The following is a 14,724-nucleotide window of genomic DNA, read 5'->3' as shown; positions in this document are numbered from 1 at the left end:
CCATCAAATAGCGGGACATTAACTATGAATTTGCATGAATATCAGGGCAAACAGCTATTCGCTGAATATGGCCTGCCTGTCTCACAAGGCATCGCCTGTGATACCCCGGAAGAAGCAGTTGCAGCTGCCGAAAAAATTGGCGGCAACAGCTGGGTTGTCAAAGCACAGGTTCACGCTGGCGGCCGTGGTAAGGCTGGCGGTGTAAAGTTGGTCAAGAGCACTGACGAGATCCGTGCGTTTGCCGAGCAGTGGTTGGGCAAGAATCTGGTCACTTTCCAGACCGACGAAAACGGTCAGCCAGTTAGCAAGATTCTTGTCGAGTCATTGACCGACATCGATCAGGAGCTTTACCTGGGAGCGGTTGTAGACCGTGGTACTCGCCGTATCGTATTCATGGCGTCCACTGAAGGTGGTGTTGAGATCGAAACGGTTGCTGAAGAAACACCGGAAAAGATCCTTCGCGCTGAAATCGATCCGCTGGTTGGCCCTCAGCCATACCAAGGTCGTGACCTGGCATTCCAGCTGGGCCTTGAAGGCAAGCAGATTGGCCAGTTCACCAAGATCTTCATGGGTCTGGCAAAGCTGTTCGAAGACTACGACCTGGCACTGATGGAAATCAACCCGCTGGTTATCACTCCGGCCGGTGATCTGCACTGTCTGGACGCCAAGATTGGCGCTGATGGCAACGCTTTGTACCGTCAGAAGAAGCTGCAGGAAATGCGCGATCCTTCACAGGAAGATGCCCGTGAAGCGGAAGCTGCTGCTTGGGAACTGAACTACGTTGCGCTTGAAGGCAACATCGGTTGCATGGTTAACGGTGCTGGTCTGGCCATGGGTACCATGGACATCATCAAGCTGTCTGGCGGTAAACCAGCCAACTTCCTGGACGTTGGTGGCGGTGCGACCAAAGAGCGTGTTTCTGAAGCGTTCAAGATCATCCTGTCTGACGACGCTGTACAGGCCGTTCTGGTTAACATCTTCGGTGGTATCGTTCGTTGCGACATGATTGCTGAAGGCATCATCGGTGCAGTGAAGGAAGTAGGCGTTAAAGTTCCCGTGGTTGTTCGCCTTGAAGGTAACAACGCTGAGCTGGGTTCCAAAGTTCTGGCTGACAGTGGCTTGAACATCATCGCCGCTAGCAGCCTTGCTGATGCTGCAGAGCAAGTCGTTAAAGCCGCAGGGGGTAAATAATGAGCATCCTGATTAATAAAGACACCAAGGTTATCTGCCAGGGCTTTACCGGCGCACAGGGTACTTTCCACTCTGAGCAGGCTATCGAGTACGGCACCAAAATGGTTGGTGGCGTAAGCCCGGGTAAGGGCGGCACTACTCACTTGGGTCTGCCGGTATTCAACACCGTGCGTGAAGCCGTAGAACAGACCGGTGCTCAGGCTACCGTGATCTACGTGCCAGCTCCGTTCTGTAAAGATGCCATCATCGAAGCGGCAGACGCCGGTCTCGAGCTGATCGTGTGCATCACCGAAGGCATTCCGACCATCGATATGCTGTACGCCAAAGAATACGTTGATCGTAAAGGCGTTCGTATGATCGGGCCTAACTGCCCAGGCGTCATCACACCGGGCGAAAGCAAGATCGGTATCATGCCGGGCCACATTCACAAGCCAGGTAAAGTCGGTATCGTATCTCGCTCCGGCACCCTGACTTACGAAGCGGTCAAGCAGACCACGGACTTCGGCTACGGCCAGTCTACTTGCGTAGGTATCGGTGGTGATCCAATCCCGGGTTCCAACTTCATCGACATCCTCAAGCTGCTGCAGGAAGATCCGCAGACTGAGGCTATCGTGATGATTGGTGAAATCGGTGGTACTGCTGAAGAAGAAGCGGCAGCCTTCATCAAAGATAACGTCACCAAGCCTGTTGTTTCCTACATTGCCGGCGTAACTGCGCCTCCAGGCAAGCGTATGGGCCACGCAGGTGCCATCATTTCAGGTGGTAAGGGTACCGCGGATGAGAAATTCGCAGCTCTGAATGACGCCGGTGTTAAAACCGTGCGCAGCCTTGCTGACATTGGCAAAGCCCTGCAGGAAGTGACTGGCTGGTAAGCCTTTTCACAACCTGTGAAAAACCCTCGGATTCGTAAGAATGCCGGGGGTTTTTCGTTTGAGGGCGATTGTTTTCAGCCTGTTTGTTTAACGCGGGCGGGTGTTAAGACTATAATGCCCGGTCAGCCTGATGACTAACCCCGTGACTTCACGCTCATTCAGGCGCTCTATAAATAGAAAGAAGGAGTTTGTGCTTTGAGTTCCGTCGATTCCCAGCAAAGAATTTTGTCCGGCATGCGTCCGACCGGCAAGCTTCACCTCGGCCACTACCACGGTGTGCTGAAAAACTGGGTTAAACTCCAGCACGAATTCGAGTGCTTCTTCTTCGTCGCCGATTGGCATGCGTTAACCACGCAATATGACGACCCTTCCGGCATTGAACAAAGTGTCTGGGATATGGTGGTGGATTGGTTGGCTGCTGGTGTGAATCCTGGCTCGTCGACTATGTTTATCCAGTCTCAGGTCCCTGAACACGCAGAATTGCACCTGCTACTGTCGATGATTACGCCGCTGGGCTGGCTCGAACGAATTCCGACGTACAAAGACCAGCAGGAAAAGTTGCGTGAAAAAGACCTCGCGACCTATGGTTTCCTAGGTTACCCGTTGCTTCAAAGCGCCGATATTTTGCTGTATCGCGCCGGAAAGGTGCCGGTCGGAGCCGATCAGGTTTCACACGTGGAAATCACCCGCGAAATCGCTCGCCGCTTCAATCACATCTATGGCCGAGAGCCCGGGTTTGAAGAACTCGCTGAAGCGGCCATTGTGAAAATGGGTAAGAAAAACGCCAAATTGTACCGCTCACTGAAAAAACGTTATCAGGAAGAGGGGAGCACCGAGGCGCTGGAAATCGCGCGGGCTTTACTGAAAGAGCAGCAGAATATTTCGCTGGGTGACCGTGAGCGCCTGTACGGTTACATCGAAGGCGGCGGCAAAGTGATCCTGCCGGAGCCGCAGCCGTTGCTAACTCCGGAATCCAAGATGCCAGGGCTGGACGGTCAGAAGATGTCCAAGTCCTACAATAACTACATTGGGCTGCGGGAAGACCCGGATAGTGTTGCCCAGAAAGTCCGCACCATGCAGACCGACCCGCAACGTGTTCGTCGCACGGATCCGGGCGAGCCTGAGAAGTGCCCGGTTTGGGGTCTGCACAAGGTTTACTCCGACGAAGCAACCTGCGCCTGGGTTCAGGAAGGTTGTCGCAGCGCAGGCATCGGTTGCCTGGAGTGCAAGACCCCGCTGATCGAAGCCATCGTGGAAGAGCAAAAGCCGCTGCACGAAAGGGCCAAAGAATATGAAGACAACCCGGATTTGGTGTACTCAATCCTGCAGGAAGGTAGAGAGCACGCGAGGGATGCCGCAAGAGATACCCTTGAAGAAGTTCGGGAAGCCATGGGGCTTGGTTATCGCTGAGTCGGGCGCGGCTAATCATTGAGACAGGCCACGGTGGTATGACGGAAGAGATCAAAGAGCCAGTCGATGCTTCATCCGGTGAGATGGAGCAGGTGCCGCTTGCCTTGGTTTCCGGTAAGCCCATAGTTGATGTTCCCAAAGATCTCTACATACCGCCGGATGCCCTCGCAGTCTTTCTGGAGGCCTTCGAAGGGCCTCTTGATTTATTGCTATACCTGATCCGACGTCAGAATATGAATATTCTGGACATCGATGTCAGCGAAATTACCCGCCAGTACATGGAGTACATAGGGGCAGTTGAGTCTATGCGTTTTGAGTTGGCGGCTGAATACCTCGTTATGGCGGCCACCCTTGCCGAGATTAAATCCCGGATGCTCTTACCGCGACAAGAAAGTGACGACGACGAGGAACTCGACCCGAGAGCCGAGCTTATTAGGCGGTTGCAGCAGTATGAGCGGTTCAAAAAAGCAGCTGAAGATATTGATCAGATGCCGAGAATGGAGCGCGATAGTTTTGCGGGCTCAGCCGCGCTGCCGAAATTGCCATCCAGCCAGCCGCATCCCGATGTTGATATGCGGGAGTTGATTCTGGCGCTGCAAGGTGTGCTGAAACGCGCGGATTTGTTTACCAGTCACCACGTTGAAAAAGAGCGTCTGTCCACTCGAGAAAGGATGTCACACATTCTTTCCGTATTGCAGGGTGATCGCTTTGTCACCTTCGAAAGCCTGTTTTCCGTTGAAGAAGGCCGGCTGGGCGTTGTGGTGAGCTTTCTGGCAACGCTTGAATTGGTGAAAGAGCAATTGATCGAGCTTGTGCAAGCAGAGGTGCTAGGGCCTATTCACGTCAGAGCTCGAGCCGTCAGCTGAAGGATTACCGACTACCATGAACGAAGACGATATTGTCAGAATTCAGGCCATCGCGGAGGCGGCCTTGTTGGCTGCTGGAAAACCCTTGTCGCTTGAGCAGCTTCGAGAACTGTTTTTTGAAAACGAGCAGCCGTCACGCCAGGTCATGGAGCATGCCATGGTCATGCTGGAAAAAGCGTGTGAGGGTAGAGGGTTTGAATTGAAGCAAGTCGCCAGCGGCTACCGTTTGCAGGTGAGAGAAGAGTTCGCGCCATGGGTAGGCCGACTGTTCGAAGAAAAGCCTCAGCGGTATTCCAGGGCGCTTTTGGAAACGCTCGCATTGATTGCTTACCGGCAACCAATTACTCGAGGCGAGATTGAAGAAATTCGAGGTGTTACGGTAAGCAGCAATATCATTCGGACCCTGCTTGAGCGAGAGTGGGTCCGTGTTGTGGGGCACCGCGATGTGCCGGGTAGGCCGGCGATGTATGCCACCACCAAACAATTTTTGGATTATTTCAACCTCGCCGGTCTTGACGAGTTGCCCGCTTTGTCAGAAGTGCGGGATTTGGAAGAGATTGGCCGGGAAATTGAGAAGAGCATGCAGGGTGAGCGCGAGCTTGAAGTCCCCTCGGTCGAAGGTGATCCATCTGATGGCCAAGATCTGGACGAATTGCCCCCAGAGCAGACAATTCACTGACACCGCGAAGGTGTCAGATACTTATTAAGGAAAGAATACATGGCGGCATCTAGCCCCGGAAAACCACGCGCAGGCAAGAAGACTGCGCAGGGTGATAAATCATTATCTGAAGGCCCCGAGCGTATTCAGAAACTTTTGGCGCGCGCCGGCGTAGGTTCACGCAGGGAGATCGAAGGCTGGATGGACTCCGGCCGTCTGTTGGTTAACGGTCAGCCAGCGGTGCCTGGTCAGAAAGCGACGATAGAAGATACGTTTGAACTGGACGGCAAGAAGTTGGATGTCTCCTCGGCGGGCCAGGTTGTGCGCCGAGTTCTGATTTACAACAAGCCGGAAGGTGAAGTGACGACCCGTAAAGATCCTGAAGGCCGGCCCACGGTGTTCGATCGTTTGCCGCGTTTGAAAGATCAACGCTGGATCTCTATCGGGCGTCTGGATCTGAATACCACCGGTCTGGTGTTGTTTACCACCGATGGTGAACTGGCAAACCGACTGATGCACCCGTCTCGCCAGATCGACCGGGAGTACGCCGTTCGAGTATTTGGTGAAGTTGATGAGGCCATGATTCAGCGGTTGCTTCAGGGTGTCTTGTTGGAAGACGGCATGGCGCAGTTCTCCGATATTTCTGAAGCCGGCGGCAGCGGCATGAACAAATGGTTCCATGTCACCTTGCTCGAGGGGCGTAATCGCGAAGTGCGTCGTCTTTGGGAATCCCAAGGTGTCCGTGTGAGCAGGCTTAAGCGGGTTCGGTACGGGCCTATTTTCCTGCCCAGCCGTCTGTCGTTAGGCAAGTGGGAAGAGTTGGATCAGAAAGCGGTAGATTTGCTCAGCCGCACGGTGGAGTTGCAGTCGGTGCCTGTTCCCCAGAAGACGCCGGGAGAGCAAGCCGAGCATGATCGGAAACTCCGTAAGAGCCCCGGTAGATCCGTGCATAAATCCAAGCGCGGTAGTTGGCAGGTTAGTGATGCTGGTCAGCCTAAGGCTAAGCGAGATACTAAAAAGAAGACGGCTGGCGCTACACGCCCGGCTCGCAATAACCGGGGCGCGTAACCCCGGTTCCGTTATGGAATAGAGGCAAAGACGCGGCTGCAATTGCGGCCGCCGGCTTTCGCCTGATAAAGAGCCTCATCGGCACGAGCAAGCCACTGCTCGGTTTGTTCGGTAGGTAGGTGGGCGGCGATACCGCAGCTGCCCGTTACGGTAATGGGTGCTTCGCCACCGTCCACGCGTATACTCTCCAGCGCCAAGCGAATGCGCTCTGCCACTGTTTTTGCTTCCTGTATATCGGTGTGAGGCAACAAGACGGCGAACTCTTCCCCGCCAAACCGAAAGACGGAATCAGAGTTTCGTATCGCCCGTTCCAGGTTTTCTGCAGCTTTAGACAGTATGTGGTCTCCCACAACGTGACCGTGGTTGTCGTTGATGCGCTTGAAATGATCCAGGTCACACAATATTAAGCTGCAAGGTGCCTCGAGACGGTCAGCAAGTGAGCTCGCTCGAGTGAGTTCTTCTTGAAGCGCTCGCTTATTCCCGATGCCAGTAAGCGAGTCGGTCAACGCTGCTTGTTCAATGGCAATGAACTGGCAGGCGTTTCGCAAGGGGCAGATGATTGCCGATAGCATCATCTCGAACCCTGTCAGTTCCTCCTCGCTAAATTTATGGCGCCGGTGAAAGGTAAGCCAGCCATAATGGCTGCCTTCCAGTGAGAGGCGGTATTCGCAGCGGTGCGGGCCGCCGACGCCCGTGGAAAAAACAAAGTCCTGACGGGCAATCCGGTGACGGTATTGCATAGAGTCGAAGGGGATCGTTGCGGAAATTTCTTCCGCTATTATCTCCAGCTGGTTTTCCAGAGACAGAGTTGTTGAGAGTCTTTTGTTTAGTCGTGCCAGTGGGTCTGGCTCTTGGCTCCATGCCTGAAATGCCTGTCTAAGTGCTGCCAGCTTGGCAGGTTGAGATTTAGAAGACTGGATTGATGTCAGGTTTTTCACGGCAGCTCGCTCGTTCCGGAAAATAAAGATGATTATCTCTAAGCATCTTTAGTGCCAGGTTCTGTTTCTGCATTAAAACCATACACATAAGATTGCTTTTTGCCGTTTTGACGTTTGATTCTCTCATTTGCGTCAATGTTTCGGCAGTACATTGCCGTTTGTAAGGCAGCCGCAATCAAAATGTCCGACAAGGGTGTGGGCCGTTTGGACGCCTGTGATAAACTTCCGCGCACGAACGCAAACGTCATAGGTGAGCAGTTTTAGCATGAGATTTGAGGCCCCCGAGAGTCTTTCAGAACAAATAGCCCAGCATATTGGCCAGCGTATTGTCGTCCGGAGCCTTAAGCCCGGTGAGCGTATTCAGGAGCTTAAAGTGGCCGGTGAACTCAACGTCAGTCGTGGTTCTGTTCGCGAGGCGTTGCTTATTCTCGAACGCCGGCATCTGGTGGAGATATACCCGCGCAGGGGGGCGGTGGTCTCTGAAATGACCGTCAGCTCAGTGAATGCTCTTTATGATATTTATATTGATCTGCTTTGCATGCTTGGGCGCAAGGTGCTTGACCGTTGGTCCGGGCATGAGCTCAGCGGGCTAGCAGGGCAGGTGCGCAAACACGGTTCGGCGCTTGGTGACTTGAGTACATCGAGGAGTGATCCTGAGCAGGTTATTGATGCTGGTTTCGATCTGGTCCGAAGCGCCTGTCGGTTGGTCGAAAACCCGTTCCTGCAGGAAACACTAGAAAACTTCCGCCCGGCCATTAGTCGAACCTATTACGTAGTGCTGGAGAATCGCCCCAGCGAGACCGCAGAAACCGGCCTGTTATTTCAAAAACTAGCGGATGCGGCCATCCAAGAAGATGCGGCCCAGCTTCAGCAAGTTATTCAGGATTACGGCGAGCACCAACGATCACAGATTTTGAATATTCTCATGGAGGAGAACGCCTGATATGAGGCTTAAGTCCATTAAACTGGCCGGCTTCAAATCGTTTGTCGATCCCACAACCGTTCCATTTCCGACCAATCTCACTGCAGTGGTTGGTCCGAACGGTTGTGGCAAGTCGAACATCATTGATGCTGTGCGCTGGGTTATGGGCGAGAGTTCCGCCAAATACCTGCGCGGTGAATCTATGTCAGACGTTATTTTCAACGGCTCCACTGCGCGCAAGCCGGTTGGTCAGGCATCCATCGAGTTGGTCTTCGATAACGATGCCGGTAAGGCTCCTGGTGAGTTCGTTAAGTTTAACGAAATCTCGGTCAAACGGCGGGTTTCCCGTGAAGGACAGTCGGAGTACTTCCTGAACGGCTCGAAATGTCGCCGCCGTGACATTACCGATCTATTCCTTGGAACCGGTCTTGGGCCTCGTAGCTACGCCATCATCGAGCAGGGGATGATTTCTCGTCTGATCGAAGCCAAGCCTGAAGAGCTGCGCGTTTACATCGAAGAAGCAGCGGGTATTTCCAAGTACAAAGAGCGCCGGCGAGAAACGGAAAACCGCATCAAGCGCACCCAGGAAAATCTCGAACGATTAACCGATCTGCGGGAAGAGCTTGGCCGGCAGCTGCAGCATCTGGAGCGTCAGGCCGCCGCCGCAGAAAAGTATAAGGCTTACAAACTTGAAGAGCGGCAAAAGAAGGCCGAGTTAACAGTGCTCCGTTGGAAGGCGCTTGATAACGACTTGCAAACCTGGCGCGAGAAAATTCGCGATACCGAGCTTGAGCTGGAAAAGCTGCTGACCGAAAGGGTCAATCTCGAGACCTCACTGGAATCCCTGCGTGAGGCTCATCACGAACGCACCGAACATTTCAATCGTGCTCAGGCCAAATACTATGAGGCCGGAGCAGATATTGCCCGCATAGAACAGAGCCTTGAACATCACCGTGACCGCAGTCGCCAAGCCGCGGCGGAGTTGGACCAGGCGGTTTCTAATCAACGCGAAATACAGCGTGAACTGGAACAGGATGAAGACAAGCTGGCCACCATTCTTGAAGAGCTCAACATGATTGAGCCTGAGCAAGAAGCGCTGGCTATGCGTTCGGAGGAGTCGGGCGAGAAATTACAGCTGGCCGAAGAGGCTATGGCTGACTGGCAGCATCGTTGGGATGAGTTCAGTACGCGTTCTTCTGATGCGCGTCGTCAGGCGGAACTTGCCCAATCGCGGATACGCTCGCTTGACGATGCTATCGCCCAGTTACAGTCCCGCCATCTAAAGCTGAAAGACGAGCAAGAACTGCTCGAAAGTCAGTTAGATAGATCCGAACTTGAAGAGCTGCTCGAACAGCAAGAAACCCTCGAGCTTCAACGGGAAGAGGCGGCTGAACGAATTCAGTGGTTACAAGACGATGTGTATCAGTCGAGGCAGCGCCTGAAAGACGCTGAAGAAGAGGTGTCGAGTCATCGCCAGCAAGTGCAAAGCCTTCGTGCATCGTTGGAATCCCAGCAGGCGCTTTTGGATGAGCAAATGGGCGGGCAGGATGATGTCTTGCAAACGTGGCTTGCCGAGCACGGTTTTTCGGACGCGCCTCGCGTGGCCGCTCAGCTCAACATAGAAAGTGGCTGGGAATTTGCGGTAGAGCAGGTGATTGGCCGCTTTACTCAAGGCCTGGCTTTACCAGGGCTCGAGAATCTTGACGATGTAATGGCCCATGCACCCAAAGGGGTTGCGGTAGTTGCTCAGCAAACGCCGGGTAGCGCAGCAACGTCCGGGCTGGTCGCTAAGGTCAGCGGGCTTGGGGCTATTGAGAATTTGGTCAGCCATATCGATACGGCGAACTCCACTGCAGAAGCATTGGCTCGCCGCTCGAGTCTGGATGTCAACCAAAGTGTGATCACGCGGGAGGGCGTCTGGGTCGCCCGGGATTGGGTGTTGATGCCTGACTCAGACGTGGGCCAGATTGGCGTTATTGAACGGCAGAAGAAGGTAGATGAACTTCAGCTTCAATTGGCTGAAGCCGAACAGAAGCTGGCGTTGGCAAACGCTCAGTTAGAGCAGCTGAAAGAGCAGGGAGAACGCGCTGAAACCGCTCGGGAAGATGCTCAGGGTCGGTTGAGTGAAGTTCAACGGGAGCTGTCAGCGCTGTCCTCACAGGTGAGCGGACTGAAGGCAAGGGCTGAGCAGATTGATGCCCGCATTGCCCGCATCTACGATGATATCGAAGACGTGAGTGGCAACCTCGAAGAGCAACAAATTCAGCTTCAGGAAGCCAAAGAAGAATGGGATATGGCACTGGCTTCTAGCGAAGACAGCGATGAAGAGAAAGAGCGGTTGTTGGAGCAGCGAGACACGCTTCGGGAAAACCTTGACCGGTTGCGTCAGGAAGCACGTCATGACCGTGATCACGCTCATCAATTACAGCTGCAGCTGCAAACCCTGCAAAGCCAGCGTGACGCTCTGAAGCAAACCATTGACCGGATGCAGCTGCAAAAAGAACGCCTTGAAGAGCGCCTTGAGGTGTTGCGTGAAACCCGAGAAGGTTCAGAGGAGCCCATCGAGGATCTCAAGCTGCAACTGGAAGGCTTGCTGGAAAGACGCTTGGCAGAGGAAGAAAAGCTGAGTGCCGCCAGAGACGCTTTGGAAGATATCGACAAAGAAGTCCGTGACCGTGAGCAGGGACGAAGCCGCACAGACCATGTTGTTCAGGATGTGCGAGCGAACCTCGAAAAGCTTAAAATGGAATCGCAAGCGCTTGAAATCCGTTCGGGTAACCACATTGAACAGCTCACAGAGCTGGGTGTGAAGTTGCAGGAAGTGCTCGGCGAGTTGCCAGAAGATGCGGATGAAAAGGTTTGGGCCGAAGAACTCACCAAAATCGGTAACCGCATTCAGCGTTTAGGCGCGATTAACTTGGCGGCCATTGAGGAATATCAGGTTCAGAGTGAGCGTAAAAACTATCTGGACGAGCAAAACGATGACCTGATGGAAGCGCTGGAAACCCTGGATAACGCCATTCGTAAGATTGACCGGGAAACCCGGCAACGCTTTAGGGAAACCTTTGATCAGGTTAATGGCGGTTTGCAGGCGTTGTTCCCGAAGGTGTTTGGCGGTGGTAGCGCCTACTTGGAGCTGACCAGCGATGACCTCTTGGAAACCGGCGTTGCCATCATGGCGCGCCCCCCGGGGAAGAAGAACAGTACTATTCACTTGCTGTCGGGTGGCGAAAAGGCGCTGACGGCCATTGCGCTGGTATTTTCGATCTTCCAGTTGAACCCGGCACCATTTTGTATGCTGGACGAAGTGGATGCGCCTTTGGACGATGCCAACGTAGGGCGTTACGCAAATCTGGTGAAAGAAATGTCCAAACAGGTACAATTTATCTACATTACCCATAACAAGATTGCCATGGAAATGGCGGATCAGCTGATGGGGGTTACCATGCACGAACCCGGCTGTTCCCGATTGGTAACTGTGGATGTAGATGAGGCGGCGGCTTTGGCCGAAGCCTAGGGTTGGTGGAAAAGTCACCAACCATGACAATACGGCCATCTGGGCCCGGTGTGCGTTGTATTCGCTACGGGCTTTTCTTAGAGTAACAACGTTGCAAACTGCCAACAGGACAGCAGAATTATGTCACTTAGGGAATGGTTAATTGCCATAGGTACCCTGGTTATTATCGGAATCGTCGTTGATGGCATCCGAAGAATGCACCGTGCCCGGAAAGAGTCCATTGCGATATCGTCTGGAATGGGCGTGGATGAGCTGGACGACTCCCCACTGGATCCAGACTTCAATCCTGAACTGCCCAATGGGGGGGCACGAATAGTTTCGAGAGGAACGCTCGAAGAGCAAGGCTATTTGAAATCGGATCATTCGGACTCCTTGAGCAGCCTGGATGACGATCAGGATTTTGCACCCGAGTCTGGATGGGGTGCTGAACGACAAGACGCCTATGCCCCTGATGAGCCGGAACAAGCCGTTCACCTGTACGAATCAGAACAGGTGAATCCAGTCGCAGGCGGTGACAGCCGGGATGCCGCTGCGGCTCAAACGGTAGATGACTTCACGCGAGACAATGCGGGTTCATCGCCAAAGCGTGATGAGGTGGTTTCGGACGTTCAAGAAGACACTGCAAACCGTGAAGTTGCTCAACGGGATGCCAACCGGCCTTTGGCTGGCGCCAATCGGCCAGAAGCCAAGGAAGTTTTGGTCATTAACGTGCTTTCCCCGCAAGAAAAGCCCTTCGCAGGAGCTGTTCTTAAAAACTTGTTTGAAGCCTGTGGATTGGAATTCGGTGATCTGGATATTTATCACCGCCATGAAGGCAGTGATACCACTACGCCGGTCCAATTCAGTGTGGCCAGTGCGGTTGAGCCCGGTACCTTCCGTCCGGAAGATATGCCTGCGCTCAGCACTCCAGGCATCAGTTTCTTCATGAGCTTGCCCGGTCCGACCAATGCGATGCAAGCGTTCGAATTCATGCTTGAGACCGCCCAGTGCGTGGTTCGTAACATGGGCGGTGAACTGAAAGACGAGCGTCGAAGTGTCATGACCCCCCAAACCATTGAACATTGTCGCCAGCGCATCCGTGAGTTTGAACGTAAACAGCGTTTCCACCGGGTGTAACGCTTAACCAGGACACCCACCTGATGACACAAATCCCTTCAGAAGTTCAGCTGCGCGTAGAAGAACTACGCGCAGTGCTCGATGATCATAATTACCAATACTACGTTCTGGATGACCCTAGAATCCCAGATGCTGAATACGACCGTCTGTTCCGGGAGCTGCAAGCACTAGAAGCAGAGCACCCGCAACTTGCCTCTGAAGAATCACCCACCCGCAGAGTCGGTAGTGCCGCTGATACCAGTTTCGCTGAGGTCACCCATCGTGTTCCCATGCTTTCGCTGGACAATGCCTTCAGTGAAGTAGAGCTTCAGGAATTCGACCGCCGGGTGCGAGACAGGTTGGGTACGGACGAGCCCGTCGAGTACGTGTGCGAGCCTAAGCTGGATGGTTTGGCAGTCAGTCTTCACTACGAGAAAGGCATACTCACGCGAGCGGCAACCCGCGGTGACGGGACTACCGGTGAAGACATTACCGCCAACATTCGAACCATTCCGTCGGTGCCTCTCAAATTGCGTGGGGATGATTTCCCTGATCTCGTGGAGGTGAGGGGCGAGGTTTACATGCCCAAAGCCGGATTCGAAAAGCTCAACAAAGGGCTGGCGGACCAAGGTGAGAAAACCTTTGTGAATCCGCGCAACGCAGCGGCGGGAAGCTTGCGCCAGAAAAAGTCGACCGTCACAGCTAAGCGGCCTTTGGAGATGTGCGCCTATAGCATGGCGGTTCTGGACGAAGAGCAATTGCCGGCCACGCATTGGGAAAGTTTGCAGCGGGTAAAAGAGTGGGGCTTTCGGATTAATCCTGAAATGCGTTTGGCGACAGGAGCCAAAGCCTGCCTCGAAGCCTACAACGACTTGATGGATAAGCGGGCCAGCTTGCCCTATGAGATTGATGGCATTGTGTTCAAAGTGAACCGTCTGGATCTTCAAAACCAGCTTGGCTTCGTGTCTCGCGCGCCCAGATGGGCCATCGCCCAGAAGTTTCCGGCTCAGGAAGAGCTTACGACCATTGAAGGCGTGGAGTTTCAGGTTGGACGAACAGGCGCAGTGACTCCCGTCGCCCGTTTGAAACCAGTGTTTGTAGGCGGTGTGACCGTATCCAATGCAACGCTTCACAACATGGACGAAGTGCGTCGGTTGGATGTCCATATTGGTGACACGGTGTTTATTCGCCGGGCTGGTGATGTGATCCCCCAAGTCGTAAAAGTGGTGCCTGAGAAGCGCCCAGAAAACGCCGAAGGGGTAATGATGCCCACTCAATGTCCGGTGTGTGAGTCGGACATCGTGCAAATTGAAGGCGAAGCGGTCGCACGTTGTTCTGGCGGCCTATATTGCCCCGCGCAGCGTAAAGAGGCCATTCGCCACTATGCCTCCCGTAAAGCCCTCGACATTGAAGGCTTGGGTGACCGCCTGATTGAAGTGTTGGTGGATGAAGATATGGTTGCCACCGTTGCAGACCTTTACCGTTTAACCAAATTCCAGATATCCAGTCTGGAACGCATGGGCGATAAATCGGCCAGCAATCTTGTCGCAGCGATTGATCGCTCCCGCAACCCCGTGTTGTGGCGCTTCCTATATGCTCTGGGGATTCGGGAAGTCGGTGAGGCCACTGCTAAATCTCTGGCTTCTTGGTTCGGTACGCTGGAAGCTATTTCAGAAGCGAATGAAGAGTCGTTGCAGCAAGTGCCAGATGTTGGCCCTATCGTGGCCGGGCACATTCGAAGCTTCTTCGATCAAGCGCACAACCAGGAAACCTTGCAGGCTTTGAAAGACGCAGGCGTGACTTGGCAAGAAGAGCAGGTGGCTGATGCCGATGAGCAGCCGTTGGCTGGTGAAACCTGGGTTTTGACGGGCACCTTGTCACAAATGACCCGGGATCAGGCGAAGGAGAAGCTGGAAAGCCTGGGTGCAAAAGTTGCCGGCAGTGTCTCCAAGAAAACCGCCTGCGTGGTAGCCGGTGAAGCTGCAGGTTCCAAGCTTGTGAAAGCCGAGCAGCTTGGTGTGAAGGTGTTGGATGAAGATGCGCTTTTGGCCTTTTTAAATCAACACGGAGTGGAAATCTGACCACATGCCTGCCGGGTGAATCTGAGAACTCGCGCAGGTCCTGCTCTAAGCAAATTGGCTACCATGACGTTGATCTGTAACGGTGTGTAATTCAGGTTCGTAACCG

The 14,724-nt window shown here is 53.8% G+C and carries 11 protein-coding genes; 10 read left to right on the top strand and 1 reads right to left on the bottom strand.

Features of this window, described 5'->3' with window-relative positions; genetic code table 11:
• Positions 1-24 precede the first annotated feature (24 nt).
• The 6 genes from sucC (at position 25) to rluB (ending at position 6,065) form a co-directional block, all read left to right on the top strand.
• On the top strand, positions 25-1,191 hold the full coding sequence (gene sucC / locus ACNQ6O_RS05965) for an ADP-forming succinate--CoA ligase subunit beta (RefSeq protein ID WP_114335559.1): 1,167 nt from the start codon (positions 25-27) through the stop codon (positions 1,189-1,191).
• The gene (gene sucD, locus ACNQ6O_RS05960; RefSeq protein ID WP_418052341.1) at positions 1,191-2,063 is read left to right on the top strand and encodes a succinate--CoA ligase subunit alpha; all 873 of its coding nucleotides are present in this window, start codon (positions 1,191-1,193) and stop codon (positions 2,061-2,063) included. The genes sucC and sucD overlap by 1 nt, the downstream gene beginning before the upstream one ends.
• Before the next feature lie 195 nt (positions 2,064-2,258).
• Positions 2,259-3,473, top strand: a complete 1,215-nt coding sequence (locus ACNQ6O_RS05955) for a tryptophan--tRNA ligase (protein WP_418052340.1) — start codon at positions 2,259-2,261, stop codon at positions 3,471-3,473.
• Positions 3,474-3,511: 38 nt separating this feature from the next.
• Complete coding sequence (locus tag ACNQ6O_RS05950) at positions 3,512-4,339, top strand: segregation and condensation protein A (RefSeq protein WP_418052339.1); 828 nt, start codon at positions 3,512-3,514, stop codon at positions 4,337-4,339.
• A 16-nt stretch (positions 4,340-4,355) separates the two neighbouring features.
• Positions 4,356-5,018 (top strand): SMC-Scp complex subunit ScpB, encoded by a 663-nt coding sequence (gene scpB / locus ACNQ6O_RS05945; protein ID WP_418052338.1) that lies wholly within the window; start codon positions 4,356-4,358, stop codon positions 5,016-5,018.
• A 39-nt stretch (positions 5,019-5,057) separates the two neighbouring features.
• Positions 5,058-6,065, top strand: coding sequence for a 23S rRNA pseudouridine(2605) synthase RluB (gene rluB / locus ACNQ6O_RS05940; RefSeq protein ID WP_418052337.1), 1,008 nt, complete (start codon positions 5,058-5,060; stop codon positions 6,063-6,065).
• Positions 6,066-6,076: 11 nt separating this feature from the next.
• Here the strand turns inward: rluB and ACNQ6O_RS05935 are convergent, their stop codons facing one another.
• Positions 6,077-7,003: a GGDEF domain-containing protein gene (locus ACNQ6O_RS05935; protein WP_418052336.1), complete on the bottom strand. Its 927-nt coding sequence runs from the start codon at positions 7,001-7,003 to the stop codon at positions 6,077-6,079.
• Positions 7,004-7,268: 265 nt separating this feature from the next.
• On the opposite strand from ACNQ6O_RS05935, the gene ACNQ6O_RS05930 reads away from it, so the two are divergent.
• The 4 genes from ACNQ6O_RS05930 to ligA all read left to right on the top strand — a co-directional run bounded on the left by ACNQ6O_RS05930 (position 7,269) and on the right by ligA (position 14,618).
• A complete protein-coding gene (locus tag ACNQ6O_RS05930) occupies positions 7,269-7,946 on the top strand; it encodes a GntR family transcriptional regulator (RefSeq protein WP_418052335.1) in 678 nt (225 codons plus the stop codon).
• A 1-nt stretch (position 7,947) separates the two neighbouring features.
• Positions 7,948-11,442, top strand: coding sequence for a chromosome segregation protein SMC (smc, locus tag ACNQ6O_RS05925; RefSeq protein WP_418052334.1), 3,495 nt, complete (start codon positions 7,948-7,950; stop codon positions 11,440-11,442).
• A gap of 120 nt (positions 11,443-11,562) precedes the next feature.
• Entirely contained in the window at positions 11,563-12,558 is a 996-nt protein-coding gene (zipA, locus tag ACNQ6O_RS05920; RefSeq protein WP_418052333.1) for a cell division protein ZipA, read from the top strand.
• 23 nt (positions 12,559-12,581) lie between these two features.
• Complete coding sequence (ligA, locus tag ACNQ6O_RS05915) at positions 12,582-14,618, top strand: NAD-dependent DNA ligase LigA (protein ID WP_418052332.1); 2,037 nt, start codon at positions 12,582-12,584, stop codon at positions 14,616-14,618.
• Positions 14,619-14,724 lie beyond the last annotated feature (106 nt).

This window comes from Marinobacter sp. SBS5 (assembly GCF_048285575.1).
Lineage (GTDB): Bacteria > Pseudomonadota > Gammaproteobacteria > Pseudomonadales > Oleiphilaceae > Marinobacter.
Note: the sequence above shows the minus strand (reverse complement) of the source record. Positions and strands in the feature narration are given on the sequence as shown.

Excerpts from the sequence above, each read along its gene's own strand:
- sucC (WP_114335559.1), top strand. The coding sequence starts at position 25 with ATGAATTTGCATGAATATCAGGGCAAACAGCTATTCGCTGAATATGGC.
- rluB (WP_418052337.1), top strand. The coding sequence starts at position 5,058 with ATGGCGGCATCTAGCCCCGGAAAACCACGCGCAGGCAAGAAGACTGCG.
- ligA (WP_418052332.1), top strand. The coding sequence starts at position 12,582 with ATGACACAAATCCCTTCAGAAGTTCAGCTGCGCGTAGAAGAACTACGC.
- sucD (WP_418052341.1), top strand. The coding sequence starts at position 1,191 with ATGAGCATCCTGATTAATAAAGACACCAAGGTTATCTGCCAGGGCTTT.
- smc (WP_418052334.1), top strand. The coding sequence starts at position 7,948 with ATGAGGCTTAAGTCCATTAAACTGGCCGGCTTCAAATCGTTTGTCGAT.
- scpB (WP_418052338.1), top strand. The coding sequence starts at position 4,356 with ATGAACGAAGACGATATTGTCAGAATTCAGGCCATCGCGGAGGCGGCC.
- ACNQ6O_RS05950 (WP_418052339.1), top strand. The coding sequence starts at position 3,512 with ATGACGGAAGAGATCAAAGAGCCAGTCGATGCTTCATCCGGTGAGATG.
- zipA (WP_418052333.1), top strand. The coding sequence starts at position 11,563 with ATGTCACTTAGGGAATGGTTAATTGCCATAGGTACCCTGGTTATTATC.
- ACNQ6O_RS05930 (WP_418052335.1), top strand. The coding sequence starts at position 7,269 with ATGAGATTTGAGGCCCCCGAGAGTCTTTCAGAACAAATAGCCCAGCAT.